At 59.4% G+C, this 14,487-nt stretch carries 12 protein-coding genes and 1 tRNA gene; 8 read left to right on the forward strand and 5 right to left on the reverse strand.

Going from position 1 to position 14,487, the window contains the following annotated elements:
• The first annotated feature begins 17 nt into the window (after positions 1–17).
• A complete protein-coding gene (locus tag ACH2ED_RS18295) occupies positions 18–968 on the forward strand; it encodes an AAA family ATPase (RefSeq protein ID WP_395094148.1) in 951 nt (316 codons plus the stop codon).
• 1 nt (position 969) lies between these two features.
• Here the strand turns inward: ACH2ED_RS18295 and ACH2ED_RS18300 are convergent, their stop codons facing one another.
• The 3 genes from ACH2ED_RS18300 to ACH2ED_RS18310 are packed head-to-tail and all read right to left on the reverse strand — an operon-like array spanning position 970 to position 3,193.
• Positions 970–2,007, reverse strand: coding sequence for a sigma-E factor regulatory protein RseB domain-containing protein (locus tag ACH2ED_RS18300; RefSeq protein ID WP_395094149.1), 1,038 nt, complete (start codon positions 2,005–2,007; stop codon positions 970–972).
• 8 nt (positions 2,008–2,015) lie between these two features.
• Positions 2,016–2,537: an anti-sigma factor family protein gene (locus ACH2ED_RS18305; protein ID WP_395094150.1), complete on the reverse strand. Its 522-nt coding sequence runs from the start codon at positions 2,535–2,537 to the stop codon at positions 2,016–2,018.
• A 32-nt stretch (positions 2,538–2,569) separates the two neighbouring features.
• Positions 2,570–3,193, reverse strand: a complete 624-nt coding sequence (locus tag ACH2ED_RS18310) for a sigma-70 family RNA polymerase sigma factor (protein WP_395094151.1) — start codon at positions 3,191–3,193, stop codon at positions 2,570–2,572.
• A gap of 91 nt (positions 3,194–3,284) precedes the next feature.
• Between ACH2ED_RS18310 and ccmA the strand changes: the two genes are divergently transcribed.
• The 5 genes from ccmA (at position 3,285) to ACH2ED_RS18335 (ending at position 9,870) form a co-directional block, all read left to right on the forward strand.
• Positions 3,285–3,902 carry a heme ABC exporter ATP-binding protein CcmA gene (gene ccmA / locus ACH2ED_RS18315; RefSeq protein ID WP_395094152.1) on the forward strand — a complete coding sequence of 206 codons (618 nt, stop codon included), beginning with the start codon at positions 3,285–3,287 and terminating at the stop codon, positions 3,900–3,902.
• 111 nt (positions 3,903–4,013) lie between these two features.
• Positions 4,014–4,526, forward strand: coding sequence for an RNA polymerase sigma factor (locus ACH2ED_RS18320; RefSeq protein WP_395094153.1), 513 nt, complete (start codon positions 4,014–4,016; stop codon positions 4,524–4,526).
• On the forward strand, positions 4,516–5,328 hold the full coding sequence (locus ACH2ED_RS18325; protein WP_395094154.1) for a hypothetical protein: 813 nt from the start codon (positions 4,516–4,518) through the stop codon (positions 5,326–5,328). The genes ACH2ED_RS18320 and ACH2ED_RS18325 overlap by 11 nt, the downstream gene beginning before the upstream one ends.
• Positions 5,329–5,393: 65 nt before the next feature.
• Positions 5,394–8,516, forward strand: a complete 3,123-nt coding sequence (locus tag ACH2ED_RS18330; protein ID WP_395094155.1) for a DUF1592 domain-containing protein — start codon at positions 5,394–5,396, stop codon at positions 8,514–8,516.
• A 4-nt stretch (positions 8,517–8,520) separates the two neighbouring features.
• Positions 8,521–9,870, forward strand: a complete 1,350-nt coding sequence (locus ACH2ED_RS18335; protein ID WP_395094156.1) for a DUF1552 domain-containing protein — start codon at positions 8,521–8,523, stop codon at positions 9,868–9,870.
• On the opposite strand, the gene ACH2ED_RS18340 is transcribed toward ACH2ED_RS18335, so the two are convergent.
• The gene (locus ACH2ED_RS18340) at positions 9,826–11,061 is read right to left on the reverse strand and encodes a hypothetical protein (RefSeq protein ID WP_395094157.1); all 1,236 of its coding nucleotides are present in this window, start codon (positions 11,059–11,061) and stop codon (positions 9,826–9,828) included. The genes ACH2ED_RS18335 and ACH2ED_RS18340 overlap by 45 nt on opposite strands.
• A 224-nt stretch (positions 11,062–11,285) precedes the next feature.
• Positions 11,286–11,356, reverse strand: a tRNA-Gln gene (locus ACH2ED_RS18345).
• A gap of 101 nt (positions 11,357–11,457) precedes the next feature.
• Here ACH2ED_RS18345 and ACH2ED_RS18350 point away from each other — a divergent pair.
• Positions 11,458–12,897 (forward strand): Gfo/Idh/MocA family protein, encoded by a 1,440-nt coding sequence (locus ACH2ED_RS18350; RefSeq protein WP_395094158.1) that lies wholly within the window; start codon positions 11,458–11,460, stop codon positions 12,895–12,897.
• Between the two features lie 84 nt (positions 12,898–12,981).
• Positions 12,982–14,430, forward strand: a complete 1,449-nt coding sequence (locus ACH2ED_RS18355; RefSeq protein WP_395094159.1) for a glutamate synthase subunit beta — start codon at positions 12,982–12,984, stop codon at positions 14,428–14,430.
• Positions 14,431–14,487 lie beyond the last annotated feature (57 nt).

The following is a 14,487-nucleotide window of genomic DNA, read 5'->3' on the forward strand; positions in this document are numbered from 1 at the left end:
CGTGCTACACTGCCGCCGTGAGTGATCTACAATCGGATGTCGCGGCGGCCATGCAACGCGTTAAAGAGCAGGTGGAAACCGTCATTATTGGTAAGCGTGAGACGGTGGAGATGGCTCTGGTGACACTTTTGGTAGGGGGGCATCTTCTCATCGAGGACATTCCCGGTGTCGGCAAGACCACACTGGCCAAGACCCTGGCCCAGTCGCTGGGCTGCCTGTTCAAGCGCATCCAGTTCACCCCCGATCTGCTCCCCGCCGACATCACCGGCACGTCTATCTACAACCAGAAGACCCAGGAATTTAGCTTCATGCCAGGCCCCGTCTTCGCCCAGATTGTCTTGGCGGATGAGATCAACCGGGCTACTCCCAAGACACAAGCGGCACTGCTGGAGTGTATGGAGGAGCTACAGGTCTCCGAGGGCGGTGTTACCCATAAGCTTCCCCGCCCCTTCTTTGTGATCGCCACCCAGAACAATATCGAGCACGCCGGAACCTACCAGCTTCCGGAGGCGCAGATGGATCGTTTTTTGATGCGGGTGCGGCTGGGTTACCCCAATACGGATCAGGAGATCGGGATTCTCAACTCACAGGTTCAGAGCCACCCGCTAGTCAATGTGACACCGGTTCTCGATGCGGATGCCCTCGTGCTGCTCCAGGAGAAGGCGCGCGCCGTGGTGATCGCTCCCGCCCTTCAGCGCTATATTGTGGAGATTGTCGCGGCCACGCGTCAGAGCGACCAGGTGGAAATCGGTGCCAGCCCACGCGGCTCTCTGGCCTTGATGCACGCCGCACAGGCCCACGCCGCCACCGCAGGCCGCGCCTTCGCCACCCCCGATGATGTGAAGCGGCTCGCTCCGTTTGTTCTGGCCCACCGGCTGATTCTCTCCGCCGAGGCGCGGGCGCGTGGCGTAGAGGACACCGCTGTGATCCAGAATATCCTCACCCAGATCCCCGTTCCTGCCGTTTAACCTACTTTACGGAATCCGCGATGCGCTTGAGCTGGTCGTCAGGCAAGTTCCCCAGAAGCATGTAGTAGCCCTCAGAAAACTTCCAGGCGTAGGCACGCTCCCCGTTGTTAAGCTGCACAAAGCCTGCCTCGTTTCCCGCAAGCATCCGGAGGATCATCGGAGGCATCGCCCCGTGTACCAGCGCGAGCGAGATCGCCGTGAGGTCGTTGCCCCACTGAACATGGATCGGGGAGTGAGGTCCCTGGCTCGCAGTAATGCGCCGTAAGCGGAAACCTGCTGGGAGCCAGCCAGGCTGCCTGACAATCACCCCATCTTTTGCCGCTTCCTCAAGAGTCGCATAGCGCTTCAGCGTATCAACCGTGCGAGGGAACCCCGCAGGAATCGGAGGGGGCGCAAAGTCTTCGTCGCGCAGAACGGGATTTAGTTCCAGAGAAAGGTAGTAGGTATTCGAGAGAATCCGCCCCTCTTGTGCCCGCTCCTCGGTACGGAGCCGCAGCCCCGTCTCGCGATCCACCCAGAAACGCCGCGACGATCCCGCGCGCCCTATAGCAGGATGCAGCAAAACCACATCCGCTAGGCGCCCCGCGATACTATCCTGGCCCTGAAATTCGATAATCAGTGCCCCCTCGCCCACTCGCAGTGCCTCCATGTACCGTTTCTGAAACTCGGCGAGCTGGGATTTCCCCTCCCTGTAGAATTTCTCTTTCTGGTTCACGAGGAACTGTCTCTTCTGGTTGTCTACCAGCAAGATCCCCTCGGGCTTGATGGACTCGCGGCGAATTCCCCGCTTGGGATCACGCTTCACCCACTGCTCAGTGTTGCGGCCATCCTGCCCGACAGTAACCTCACGCCCCAAAAAAGAGACCGTAAGCTCCGCCTTAGTCATCCGGCGCAGGATCTGCTTACCCAGGCCCGCATTGAGTCGTACGAACGGCGTTTTCGCGGGCTTTACGGGCTTTGGCTTTGTCGAAGAAGACTGAGCAAGAGCGAAGCCCGAGAGAAAAAACGAGACGACGAGAACGGAGCAATAATGGCGCATGAGTGGGCCTACGATCCCGGCTCTAGCTCGTTACGCGCCGAGGCAAGGAGCAAGCCAGAAGAGTCTCCGAAGGCTTCACTCGTCTTTGCGGTGAGGTGCTCCTGAAGCGCCTGCTCCACTTCCCTATTCTCCGTAGCGGTTTGCGTGTGCGTGGGCAGCGCAACCGGCGAAGCGGGGCGCACGCGCACAACGACCAGCGGAATCAGTGCCGCCACTGCCAGAGCAGACGCCACGGCGGGCCGAACACGCGGACGGATCCACCAGGCGGAGAGCTTCTCGCCCAGCGTGATCGGCTTTGGCCTGAGTACCTGCCCCGCCAGCCGCAGGGTTAGCTTCCTTTCGAAGCTCTCCGAGGGCTCCGGTCGCGGCAGGAACGCCAGTAAGCGGCTGGTCTGAGTCAGCTTCTCGACGATTTCCGTACAGACAGCACACGAGCGCAGGTGCGCCCTAGTGACCTTCTCAAGCTCCTCGGGGAGCGCACTATCTATATACTCAGAGAGCCCCGCTTGAATTTTATTACAATCTAACATGCTTGCCATTTTATTTACGACTTTTACGACTTTTACGACTCCAAATAGGGCCGCAGGTGCTCTCGCAAGGCCACACGTGCATTGAAAATACGTGATTTGACCGTGCCCAGTGGGATGCTCTCGACTGCCGCAATCTCCTCGTAAGCCAGCCCCTCCACATCGTGCAGAACCACAGCGGAGCGCAGCTTAGGCGGTAGCTTGGCGAGAGCCGTCTCAATCTGCCCCCCGAGCTCTTTGCGCGAGAACAAAATCTCAGGGGCAGCTTTCAGATCCGGCACATCGCGGGTGGCGTTGGAGTCTTCGTCGTCGCTAAAGATCGGAGCGTCCAACGACGAGACCACGCCGCGCTCTTTTTTCTTACGACGAAAGGCGTCCACACAGAGGTTCCCCGCGATCCGAAACAGCCAGGTCGAGAGGCTCGCCTCCGCTCGAAAACTATGGATATGCGAGTACATTCGGACAAACACTTCCTGAGTCAGATCCTCCGCGTCCTCGGCGTTGCCCGTCATGCGATAGAGATAGTTGTAGATCTTGCCTTTATAGCGTCCGACGATCTCATTGAAGGCGGCGACATCCGCTTTTTGACAGCGTGCAATAAGAGCCGTGTCGTTGTTCATTGTCGCGATGCCCCGATTCCAGAAAGTTGCCAGTGCCATTTGCTGCCCTTCATCCTACAGTGTATTCTCGGACGAGTGTTCTTAAAAATTGTTCACTGAGCCCTAGTGTGGAAAACGATACAATTACCCCGTGGAACCTATCCGACTTGAATTAGTAGGAATCGAGAAGCGCTACGGGATGCGGCGGGTGCTGCGCGACTTCGCCTTTGTGGCGGAGGGCGGCGAGACGGTCGCGATTACAGGAGCCAATGGCAGCGGCAAGAGTACCGTGGTCAAGCTGGTGGCGGGGCTCTTGCGGGCAACAAGGGGCCAGATTACGCTCCAGATTGGCTCCACCGACGAGAGCGATCCGGCGCGGCGGCGGCGGCTCTGTGGCTATGTCTCGCCGGATCTCACACTCTACCCGGAGCTGAGCGCCCACGAGAATTTACAGTTCTTCTGCGACGTGCGCGGTGTCTCGTCGGAGAGTATCGCCGCCACGCTCACACGCGTCGGGCTCTCGGGGCGCGAGGACGATCCAATAGGGCAGTACTCGTCGGGGTTGCGACAGAGAGTGAAGCTGGCGCTGGCCGTTCTTTTTGAGCCGCCGGTCTTGCTGCTCGACGAGGCGGGGCTCGCACTCGACGACAAAGGCGTGGCACTGGTGGCCGAATTGGTCGCAGAACAACAAAAACGTGGCGGCCTGACGCTGATTGCCACCAATGACAGCCGCGAGGTAGTGCTCGCTCAGCGGGTTATTGCACTGTAAAAATCATCCCGAACAAAAGCCTCTTTTTACGACACTCAAGAGCGAAGGACGAAAAAGGCGATGCAAGTTCCCGACCTATGGTGGGTTCAAAAAGCAAAAAATGGGGACAGAGTGGCATTTGAAAAACTCTTTGAGCGCCACTCACGCCGGATTTATAATCTGCTCGTTCGGCTCTGTGGCAATGCGGCGCTGGCAGAGGATCTCACACAAGAGACGTTTCTCACTGCCTACCAGCGGCTCTCGGACTGGCGCGGCGTGGGGGCACTCTCGACATGGCTCTGCGGAATTGCTGTCAAGCATCATCTGGCGGCGCGGCGAAAAACACACTTTACCCAGTCACTCGACACGCTTGAGCTCTCGGCAGACCGTACCAGTGATCCGCTGGAGCGCTACACCGAGCGCGAGGCGGTCTTGGCACTCGATAGCGCTATCGCTGCCCTCCCTGATTCCTGCCGCGAAGTGTTTATCCTGGTTCGTCTGCAAGAAATGCGCTACCGGGAAGTGGCGGATTTATTGGGAATCCCCCTGGGAACCGTCCAGTCCCGGCTCGCCCGTGCCACGGCACTTCTCCAGAACTCTCTCTCGCCACTTCCGCAGAAAGGAGCTGAGCGCCATGCCCTTTGAGAAAAACCTACGCCGTCTCGTCAAGAAACTCCCCGAGCACGATGTCCCTTCCGGGCTACAAGCCCACACGCTCGCACAGCTTACGGAGCCAGATCGGCTCCAGAAAGTCGTTTTTGATATGAAACTTATACTAATTCCTCTGTTTGCCCTCTCCATGATGACAGCTATCGGTGGCGTCTACTTACTCCGAAGCAACAGCCAGGCAACGGCCTTCCTACCTTTCCAACAGAAAAACATGGCCCAGACCGGGCCGGTGACGCTGCATTTTGTGGATACCGACGGCAAGCCCGTGGCAAAAGCCACGGTCACACTTTCTGGCTACGAGAAACCCGATCCCCGAACCGGCGTTGCGCCGCCCCTGCGTGTGGAGAACATACCGCAGGGAACCACGGACACCGAGGGAAATTTGACCGTCACCCCCGAGATGCAGGTCACCAACTTTTCCGTATCCGCCGACGGCGACACCCCGCGCTGGGCAGCGGGCGAGATCACAGTCAGTGGGGGCGTGCAGACCGTCACCGTTTCGGAGCACCCCGAGCACACCCTCACCGGGCAGTTTGTGAACCCGCAAGGCAAGCCCGTGGGTGATGTCAAGCTGGAGCTTTTTATCGGCGGGCTGTCGCAGAACAAGCTCACGTCCGACGAAAACGGCCACTTTATCGCCTGGGTTGCGCCAGACACCGACTACTATCTTGTCTTCGCTCGCACGGGGCCTGGCAATCCTATCTATATGAAAAAGGTTCGTGTAGAGAAAGGGCAGTTTCTTGACCTTGGAACCATCACTCTCCGCTCGGCCCAGTAGACACAACCCTCGCAGGAGAGCTCGCGGTAGATAAAACGAGCCACATGTGCTATCATTTTGCATCTATGAACCGTATTCTGAAGCTCAATCCCTACAAATTAAGTGCAGTGGGAGCCACCCTCGCGCTTCCTGCGATGCTCCTTTGGGCAGGAGCAGCCACCTCGGGTGCCGCCCTGCCCCGTACCGCTGCTCCTGAACTCACGCGCGTGGAGCTTGAGAAACGCTTTACCAGCACGGTTCGACCGTTTATGCAGACCTACTGCGCCCCTTGTCATGGTAAAGACAAGCCCCAAGCCCAGCTTAATCTGACTTCCTACACCACAATGGCATCCGTGATAAAGGAGCTCCCCCACTGGATACTGGTGATGGATCGTCTGGGTATCAAAGACATGCCTCCCAGCACCAGCAAGCAACCGATGGCTCAGCAGCGTGAGGCGGTGATCGCCTGGATTCGGACGGTGCGGCAGATGGAGATTGCGCGAACATCAGGCGACCCCGGCCCCGTGCTAGCACGCCGTCTGAGCAACCGTGAGTACGACTACACCATCCGCGATCTGACCGGCGTTGACCTGCGGCCCACCAAAGAGTTCCCCGTGGACCCTGCCAACCAAGAAGGCTTTGACAACTCCGGCGAGTCGCTCACGGTCTCATCTGCGCTGGCAAAGAAATACCTAGCGGCGGCAAAAGAGATCGGGGATCACCTGGCGCTTACCTCCACCGGCCTTGCGTTCGCGTCTCATCCCGTGCTAGGCCAGACCGACCGCGATAAGTTTTGCACTCAGCGCATCGTCGCGTTCTACAAGCGCCAGCCCACCGACTTAGCCGATTATTTCTACGCTGCCTGGCAGCTCAAGCACTCTGGTGGCACACTAACACTCGCAACGGTCGCAGCGCAGGAGAAAATTAGCGCGAAGTACTTAGAGACGATCTGGAAGCTTCTGACATCAAGCGCCCCCGAGCATAAAGTCGGCCCCGTGGCAAGTCTTCAAGTGAAGTTCAATGCGCTCCCCGAGAGCGCCGCCGCCGCGCAAAAAGGCTGTGCAGAGCTCAAGAGCTGGGGCGATGGACTGCGCCGTAAGATCGCCTGGCGCTTTAGCAACCTTAAAGTTCCCAATGAGTTCTCCGCAGGCAGCTTCACCAATGTCCTGTGGAAAGACCGTCAGTACGCTACCCACCGAGATAAGTTTAATCCCAAGTTCCTGCAGATTGGAGGCGTCCCGGCTACGCGGCTAGGCCAGGTCAAGGGAGGGTCACTGGGTAAGGTCGAGAAAGAGCCCGTGATGATCACCGACCCGGTGGATCCAGATCTCTTTGCGCCTCTCGACGAGGCGGAGCGTGCTCCTTATCTCGCAAGCTTCTCGGCCTTTAGTCGCCTCTTCCCCGATGCGTTCTTCATTGATGAGCGCGGGCTGATGGAATCCGACAATATCTTCCAGCGCACCGGGCGTGTTCTCACAGGCGGGACCCACAACGCCGTTAGCTACTTCCGTGACGATGCCCCGCTGCGAGAGCTGGTTCTCGACGCGAAAGGCCAGCAGGAGCTTGATGCGCTCTGGCGCGACTTTGCGATCGTGGCTTCGTATAATGAGCAGACGTTTCTCCAAGGAATCTTCTACGAGCGCAATGAGGCTCAGACGATTAAAGTCACCCGCGATCCTGAGTTTAACTTCGTCAAGTCGGAGGATCGTGCGTGTGCAGGTACAGATCTAATCCAACGCTACTGTGATCTTTATCTCGCCAAGGCCAAGCGAATGGGCGCAGTGCCGGAGACCCTGGCGGCCTATGAGGACTACTTCAAGCGCTCATCGGCTGACATCCGGCAAGAGGAGCGTGACCGCCTCGCCGCCGAACAGGTGCACAAAAAAGCCCTGCTGGAGTTTGCCCAGAAGGCGTTTCGTCGCCCGCTCACCCAGGAAGACCGCACTGAGCTACTAGGCTTCTACACCAAGCTCCGCCAAAAAGAGGCACTTACGCACGAGGACGCGATCCGTGATACGGTCGTGTGGATCTTGATGTCGCCCAACTTCCTCTTCCGCCTTGATCAGGAAACGCCCCTCATGCCCGCAAAGCCTGTCAAGGGGCGAATCTTGACGGCTAACCAGGCTGCTCCCGCGCCTCAGAAAACGCAGCAGCTCTCTGACTACGCCATTGCCAGCCGCCTGAGCTACTTTCTTTGGTCTTCGAGTCCCGATGACGAGCTTCTAGCGCTCGCCGCAAAGGGCGAGCTTCGGAAGCCCCCCGTACTGATAGCGCAGGCACAGCGGATGCTCAAGAGCCCCAAGACCCGTGCACTTGCCACGGAGTTCGGGGGCAACTGGCTGGACTTCCGCCGCTTTGAGGAGCACAACGCTGTAGATAAAACGCGCTTCCCTAGCTTCAACAACAACCTCCGCCAGTCCATGTTCGAGGAGCCGCTCCACTTCATGCTCGACACGTTCCAGAACAATGGCTCGGTTCTTGACTGGCTCTTTGGCAAGCATACTTTTGTAAATGCTACCTTGGCCAAGCACTACGGCATGAGCGAGATAACCGTTAAGGCAGATGACTGGGTGCGGGTAGACAATGCGGCAAGCTATGGGCGTGGTGGGCTGCTCCCCATGGCGCTCTTTCTGACCCAGAACGCCTCGGGGCTTCGTACTAGCCCGGTCAAGCGCGGCTACTGGGTCGTGCGGCGTGTCTTGGGCGAGCAGATTCCTCCGCCCCCCGCAAAAGTCCCGGAGCTTCCCAAGGACGAGAGTGAGCTAGGGGAGAAGACCCTGCGTCAGGCACTGGAGATTCACCGTAAAAATCCTGCCTGTAGTGGCTGTCACGCACGCTTTGATTCCTACGGCCTGGTGTTTGAGAACTTCGGCCCCATCGGCGAGCGGCGCACCCAAGATGGCGGTGGAAAGGCAGTGGATAACCGCGCGCTCTTCCCCGGTGGCCAAGAGTTTGTGGGAGTCTCCGGCCTTCAGGAGTTCATTCGCCTCAAGCGCCAGCAAGATTTTGTTGGCACTTTTAGCCGAAAACTACTATCCTATGCACTAGGACGAACACTCTTGCCCTCGGATGAGCCCCTGCTCGCCGAGATAAGCAAGCGTCTGAGCACTAATAACTATCGTTTTAACACACTGGTGGAGGGGATTGTCACCAGCCCGCAGTTTCGTAACCGGCGGGTGTCATCGATCACTCCCACAAAGGACGCATAAGACCATGTCAAACGAAGAAGCAACGACAAAATCAAATCAAGCACTCTCACGGCGCATTCTGCTCCGGGGTGCCGGTGTTGCCATGACCCTCCCGTGGCTGGAGTCGGCGGCAGTGTGGGGCGCTCCCCTCGCTAGCAAGCAGACCACCCAGACACCGCCCAAGCGCTTTGTGGTTCAGTTCATGGGAACTGGCATCAGCCCCAACAACTGGGGAGCCAAGGGCGAGGGTGCTCAGATGGAGCTCGGCAAGTGTCTTGCGCCGCTGGAGCCTTTCAAGGCCAAGCTCAATGTGATCAGTGGTCTCTTCAACAAGCCCTCCACCGGTGTGGGGATTCACCCGGGCATGACCGGCGGCATTCTCTCCGGGGCTGCACTCACCCGAGGGGCCGTGCTCCATGGGGGTGTCAGTATGGATCAGGTGCTGGCCCAGCGCCTCGGGCAGGACACCGTTCAGCCAAGCCTGGTTCTCTCCTGCGAGAAGCCACTGACGGGCTACCATGAGTCCAACTTCTCCATGGCCTACAGCTCTTATATCTCCTGGCAAGACGCCGACTCGCCCGTCCCGAGCGAGGTCTACCCGTCACTGGCCTTCGATGGCCTCTTCGACAATAGTGGTAGTCAGCGCCTAGAGAGCGTCCTGGATCGTGTCGGCTCTGAGGCCGCCAGCCTGCGCCGCAAGATCAGCCGAGAGGACCGCTCCAAGCTCGATGAGTACCTCAACAGTGTCCGCGAGGTGGAGAAACGTGCCCAGAAGCTCCGCACCGAGATGTCCAAGGCCGCTGACAACGCTCGTGGGAAGGGCAAGCCGCTGGTGGCGATGAAGCGCCCCGACGACGGCCTGCCCGAAGACCTTCGGGAGCACATGCGGCTGATGTGCGATATTGTCGCACTCGCCATTCAGACCGACAAGACCCGGATCGCCTCAATGCTCATGTGCCGCGATCTCTCGGGCCTGTTCTACCCGTTCCTCAATGTCAACGACGGCCACCATATTGCCTCGCATAGCGATAACTCCGAGGGCTACCAGCGTATTGTTCACCACTACGTCACACAGCTGGCGTATCTGGCAGGAAAGCTGGACGCGATGCCCGAAGGCCAGCGAACAGTTCTAGACAACACCTGCATCCTCTGGCTCTCCAACATGTACTCCGGCTCCTCACACGATAACACGCACCTGCCGATTTTAACCGTCGGCGGTATGAGCGGTGCACTGGCAACGGGCCGCGTGCTGAACTACCGCGATAAAGGCGATGAGAACCGCAAGGTCTGTAGCCTCTACCTCTCGCTGATGGATCGAATGGGTGTCAAGCTAGACCGCTTCGGCGATGCCGACACGCGCCTCGCCGGAATCTAAAGCAAAACGAGGACAACCTGTTCTTAGCACAACAAACGCGGCGCTCGCCCCGATCCAGGTGGCGTCGCGGTTGTGGTCCACACCCAGCATCTTGCCGCGCCCGAGCCGAAGCAGCGCCGTCATGGCCTGGTAGGTCTCGCCGACACGCAGGAACATAATCCGAACCTCCACTTTGGTCGGGCCTTCGGGCGTCTCGATCGTCGGGATAAAGTTCACGCGCTCCTGCAAGATCCACTGGGTCTTCTCACTCTCGGGCACAGCAGCAATGTCCTCTTTCGTCGGCCCGACTTTCACACCGAGACCCGCGAACGAGAAAAGCGGCTTGAGGACGAAGTCTTCGAGGTTGTCGGGGAGACGTGCCACGTCCGACAGAAACTGCGTTTTGGGGACACTGGGGTGTTTCAGAAACGGCAGGGAGAACTTGCTGATCAGAAAATACCAGTTCGGGTGCCCCGCCCACTCCACATCGAGATCGTCGCGAAAATCAAAGGGCAGTGCGATATTCTTGCGGATTATCTCGTCCACGATCACCCGGTTGTAGAGGCGCTTGATCCGCGTGCCGTCGGGCGCGAAGAGCTGCTTGCCGCGCTTGGTCACGTGTGCGACGTCCAGCATCTGGACGCCGTAGTGCTGCTGTGTGAGAGCGAAGTCCGGCAGGGTCTTCTGGGTCTGGGGCGCAATCTCCAAGAGAAAGACCTCCCTTGGATCGTGGCCGTTGCAGAGCGCCTGGCCCAGTGTGGCATCGTAGCTCGCGCGTGTCCCGTGCTCTAAAAAAGCACTGAGGGTACTCTCCAGCCCGTACGCCTCCCGATAGATCTCCGCCAGTGTCGGCTGGAAGGCGTAGAGAGAGGGAAAACCCTGAATCTCGACGAGCTTTGGCTGTAAGTGCGCATCGAGCCCGAAGTCGGCTTGCACAAAAAGGGGCGTCGGGTCGGTGTTCGGAACGCGGAACGCCTCAGGAATCGCTTCGGCGGCACGGGATAGATAGTCAGAGTTTCCCAGAAGCTGTGCGATCAGCTCACAGCCCGCCGTCACCATGCTCTCCAGCGTCGCCGCCTCGAAAAAACACGGTGTCTCCGCGCAGCGAAACGGAATCGGAACCCCGCAGTGCTGTGTCAGCAAGCGCTGAAACGCCGCATAACGACTCGGTGTGAAGGCGGCATTAAACGCTGCACGATAGCTCTCAACCATAAAATTTCTCCCTGAGACTGCCCCGATAGAAACCGCCCCCATGAACGGGGGCGTGATATTGTCCTCGCAAGCTCCGACACGAAGGCCACTTCGGGCCATACAGAGTTGATTCGGGATGGGCGGGACGCCCTTTGTGTCCGAGGCACAAGGACAATAAGACGCCCCCGTTCATGGGGGCGAGTCCTAAATCAAAAAACCCCGCTACGATTGTAGCGGGGTTTGAGTTCCCGGACAAGGATTCGAACCTCGATTAACAGGGCCAGAACCTGTCGTCCTGCCGTTGAACGATCCGGGAATGCGCCAGCTAATATATCGTATCCTCGCATTGCGTGCAAGAGAAGGAAAACCCAGTGCGCGAGCCGAACTCTGCGGGTAGATTTCTTTGGGAGAAAAACAATGACACGACGAGGTTTTTTAGACGAGGCATTCTTTGCCGCTGCCATAGCATCGCTCACGGCGTCTGGCGCGTTTGCGGCAGAGCCCGCACCCGTGCGCTCGAAACGGCGCTTTGGTGCGGCGGACAGAGTGCGTATGGCGGTGATCGGAGTCCACGGGCGCGGCATGGCGCACGTGGAGGGTTACCTTGGCCTGGCTGATGCGGAGATCGTCGCGATCTGCGATGTGGATCTGAGCTCTGCGGAGAAGGCGGCGGCGGCGGTTGAGAAGAAGACCGGCAAGAAGCCTAAGATCTACCAGGATCTGCGCAAAGTTTTTGAGGACAAAGACATAGACGCGGTCTCGTGTGCGCTGCCGATTCACTGGCACTCGCTGGCGGCGTCTTGGGCGATGCAGGCGGGCAAGGATGTCTACGTGGAGAAGCCCTGTAGCCACAATGTGAGCGAGGGCCGACGCCTTGTGCAGATGCAGCAGCGCACCGGACGGATCTGCCAAGTAGGGACGCAGAGCCGATCCGCCAAGGCGGTTCAGGGGGGCATCAAGTTTCTCCACGACGGCAAGCTTGGTAAAGTTACCCTGGCGCGCGGTCTTTGCTACAAGCCACGCAAGAGCATCGGCATCAAGCCCGATGGCCCAGTGCCCTCTGGAGTGGACTACGATATCTGGCTTGGCCCCGCTCCCAAGCGGCCTTTCAATCCCAATCGCTTCCACTACGAGTGGCACTGGAACTTCGACTACGGCGCAGGCGATCTGGGCAACCAGGGAATCCACCAGATGGATATCGCGCGCTGGGCGCTAGACAAACACGAGCTGCCGCGCGGGGTCGAGTCCATCGGCTGTCGGCTGGGCTACGTGGACCAGGCCAATACTCCTAACACCGTGGTTTCCACCTACGACTACGGCGACAAGCAGCTTATCTTCGAAGTGCGCGGCCTGCCCACCGAGGGATTGATGGGCGCGAGCATCGGCGATATTGTCTACGGCGAGAACGGCTACGTGGTCTTCACCGCGAGCTATGGCAAGGCGGCGGCCTTTGACAAAGAGGGCAAGCCCCTAGAGACTTTCAGTGGTGGCGGCGATCACTTTGCCGCGTTTATCCGGGCAGTCAAGAGCCGCAAGCAGAGCGATCTAGCCGCACCCGTCTTAGAGGGGCACCTCTCCAGCGCTCTGTGCCACCTCGGTAATGTGAGCTACCGCTTGGGCACCGAAGGCGGTCCGGCAAAGAGCAACTTTGCCAACAAACCGTTTGGGGAGGCGTACTCGCGCATGATCACGCACCTGACGGCAAACAACGCCCTGACGCCTGATGCCAAGCTGCGCTTTGGAGCTAGCCTCACCCTTGACCCTAAACAAGAGCGTTTCATCGGGACGGGCGACAAGGAGGCAAACTTGCTCCTCACTCGCGAGTACCGAAAGGGCTTCGAGTTGCCCAAGGTATAGTCTCTTGTGATAAAATGCCCCACGTTTGCCGCGATGGCAAGCGTGGGGCGCTGTCGCCACAAAAAGTAGAGTTGTGGAAAAATTATGGGTGACAGCAGAGCATTTTTAAGTCTGACGCGGGAAGCGCCAAAAAAGCGCGCCGTGGGCGAGCGGGTGCGGGACTGGTCGGAGGTGTATCTTCCGATGGCCCCTGAGAAGCTACGTGCCCAGGCATCGCGCTGTATGGACTGTGGCGTTCCTTTCTGCCACAATGGCTGCCCGCTAGGCAACCTCATCCCGGACTGGAACGACTTAGTCTACCGGGGCCGCTGGCAGGAGGCGCTCACGGCGCTCCACGCCACCAATAACTTCCCTGAGTTCACCGGGCGGCTGTGTCCCGCACCGTGCGAGGATGCCTGTGTCTTAGCGATCAACGATAAAGCCGTCACGATCAAGACCGTCGAGCAGCGCATTATTGACCATGGTTTTGAAGAGGGCTGGGTCGTTCCGGAGCCCCCACAGAGCCGCACGGGCAAGCGTGTCGCAGTGATTGGCAGTGGCCCGGCGGGCCTCGCGGCGGCGCAGCAACTGAACCGGGTCGGGCACTGGGTGACAGTGTTTGAGCGGGACGATCGCTTGGGCGGGCTGATGCGCTACGGTATCCCCGACTTCAAGATGGACAAGGCCGTGCTGGACCGACGGCTCACGCAGCTTGCCGATGAGGGGATTTTCTTCTGCACGGGTGCCACGGTCGGGCAGAACGTAACAGTGATAGAGCTGCGCCGCGACTTTGAGGCGGTCTTACTCTGTACCGGGGCGCTGGAGCCACGTCTTCTGGAGCTACCCGGCGTCGAGCTGGCGGGCGTGCACTACGCCATGGATTATCTGGTGCCGCAGAACAAGCGCAACGCGGGCGACAGTCTTCCGACGATTGATGCCGAGGGCAAGCACGTCGTGATCATCGGGGGCGGCGACACGGGCGCGGACTGCTACGGCACGGCGCTACGGCAGGGCGCGGCCTCGGTGACCCAGTTCCAGATCCACCCGGAGCCGCCCGTGGAGATGCCTGAGCTCAACCCCTGGTGGCCACAGCCCGCGCATATTTTAAAGTCCGGCCCGGCGCACGAAGAGGGTGGCGAGCGCGAGTGGGGAATTCATACCACGCACTTCGAGGGCGATGCGAGCGGCACTGTCAAGTCCCTGCACGCGGTGCAAGTGGAGCGTATTGAGCGCGCGGAGGGTGGCCGATGCGTGGTCGCCGTTCCAGGCTCCGAGACGATCTTCCCTGCCGATTTAGTTCTGATCGCCATCGGCTACAACGGCCCGGAGCGAGCGCTGCTCACGCAGTTTGGGCTGGAGCTGAACCAGCGCGGCAACGTGAAAACCGACGAGAACTACATGTCGGTGAATGTTCCTGCCGTCTTTGCCGCAGGCGACTCGCGCCGGGGCCAGAGCCTGATTGTCTGGGCGATCGCCGAGGGCCGAGAAGCGGCGCACGGGGTGGATCAGTACCTCATGGGCGTCTCCAAACTGCCCCGCACCAGCGTGAAGTAGGTCTACAGACGGATACGCGGGGTGTAAAATCCACCCTGCGCCCGATGCGAGGCTTCC

Source organism: Armatimonas sp., assembly GCF_043757465.1.
GTDB lineage: Bacteria > Armatimonadota > Armatimonadia > Armatimonadales > Armatimonadaceae > Armatimonas.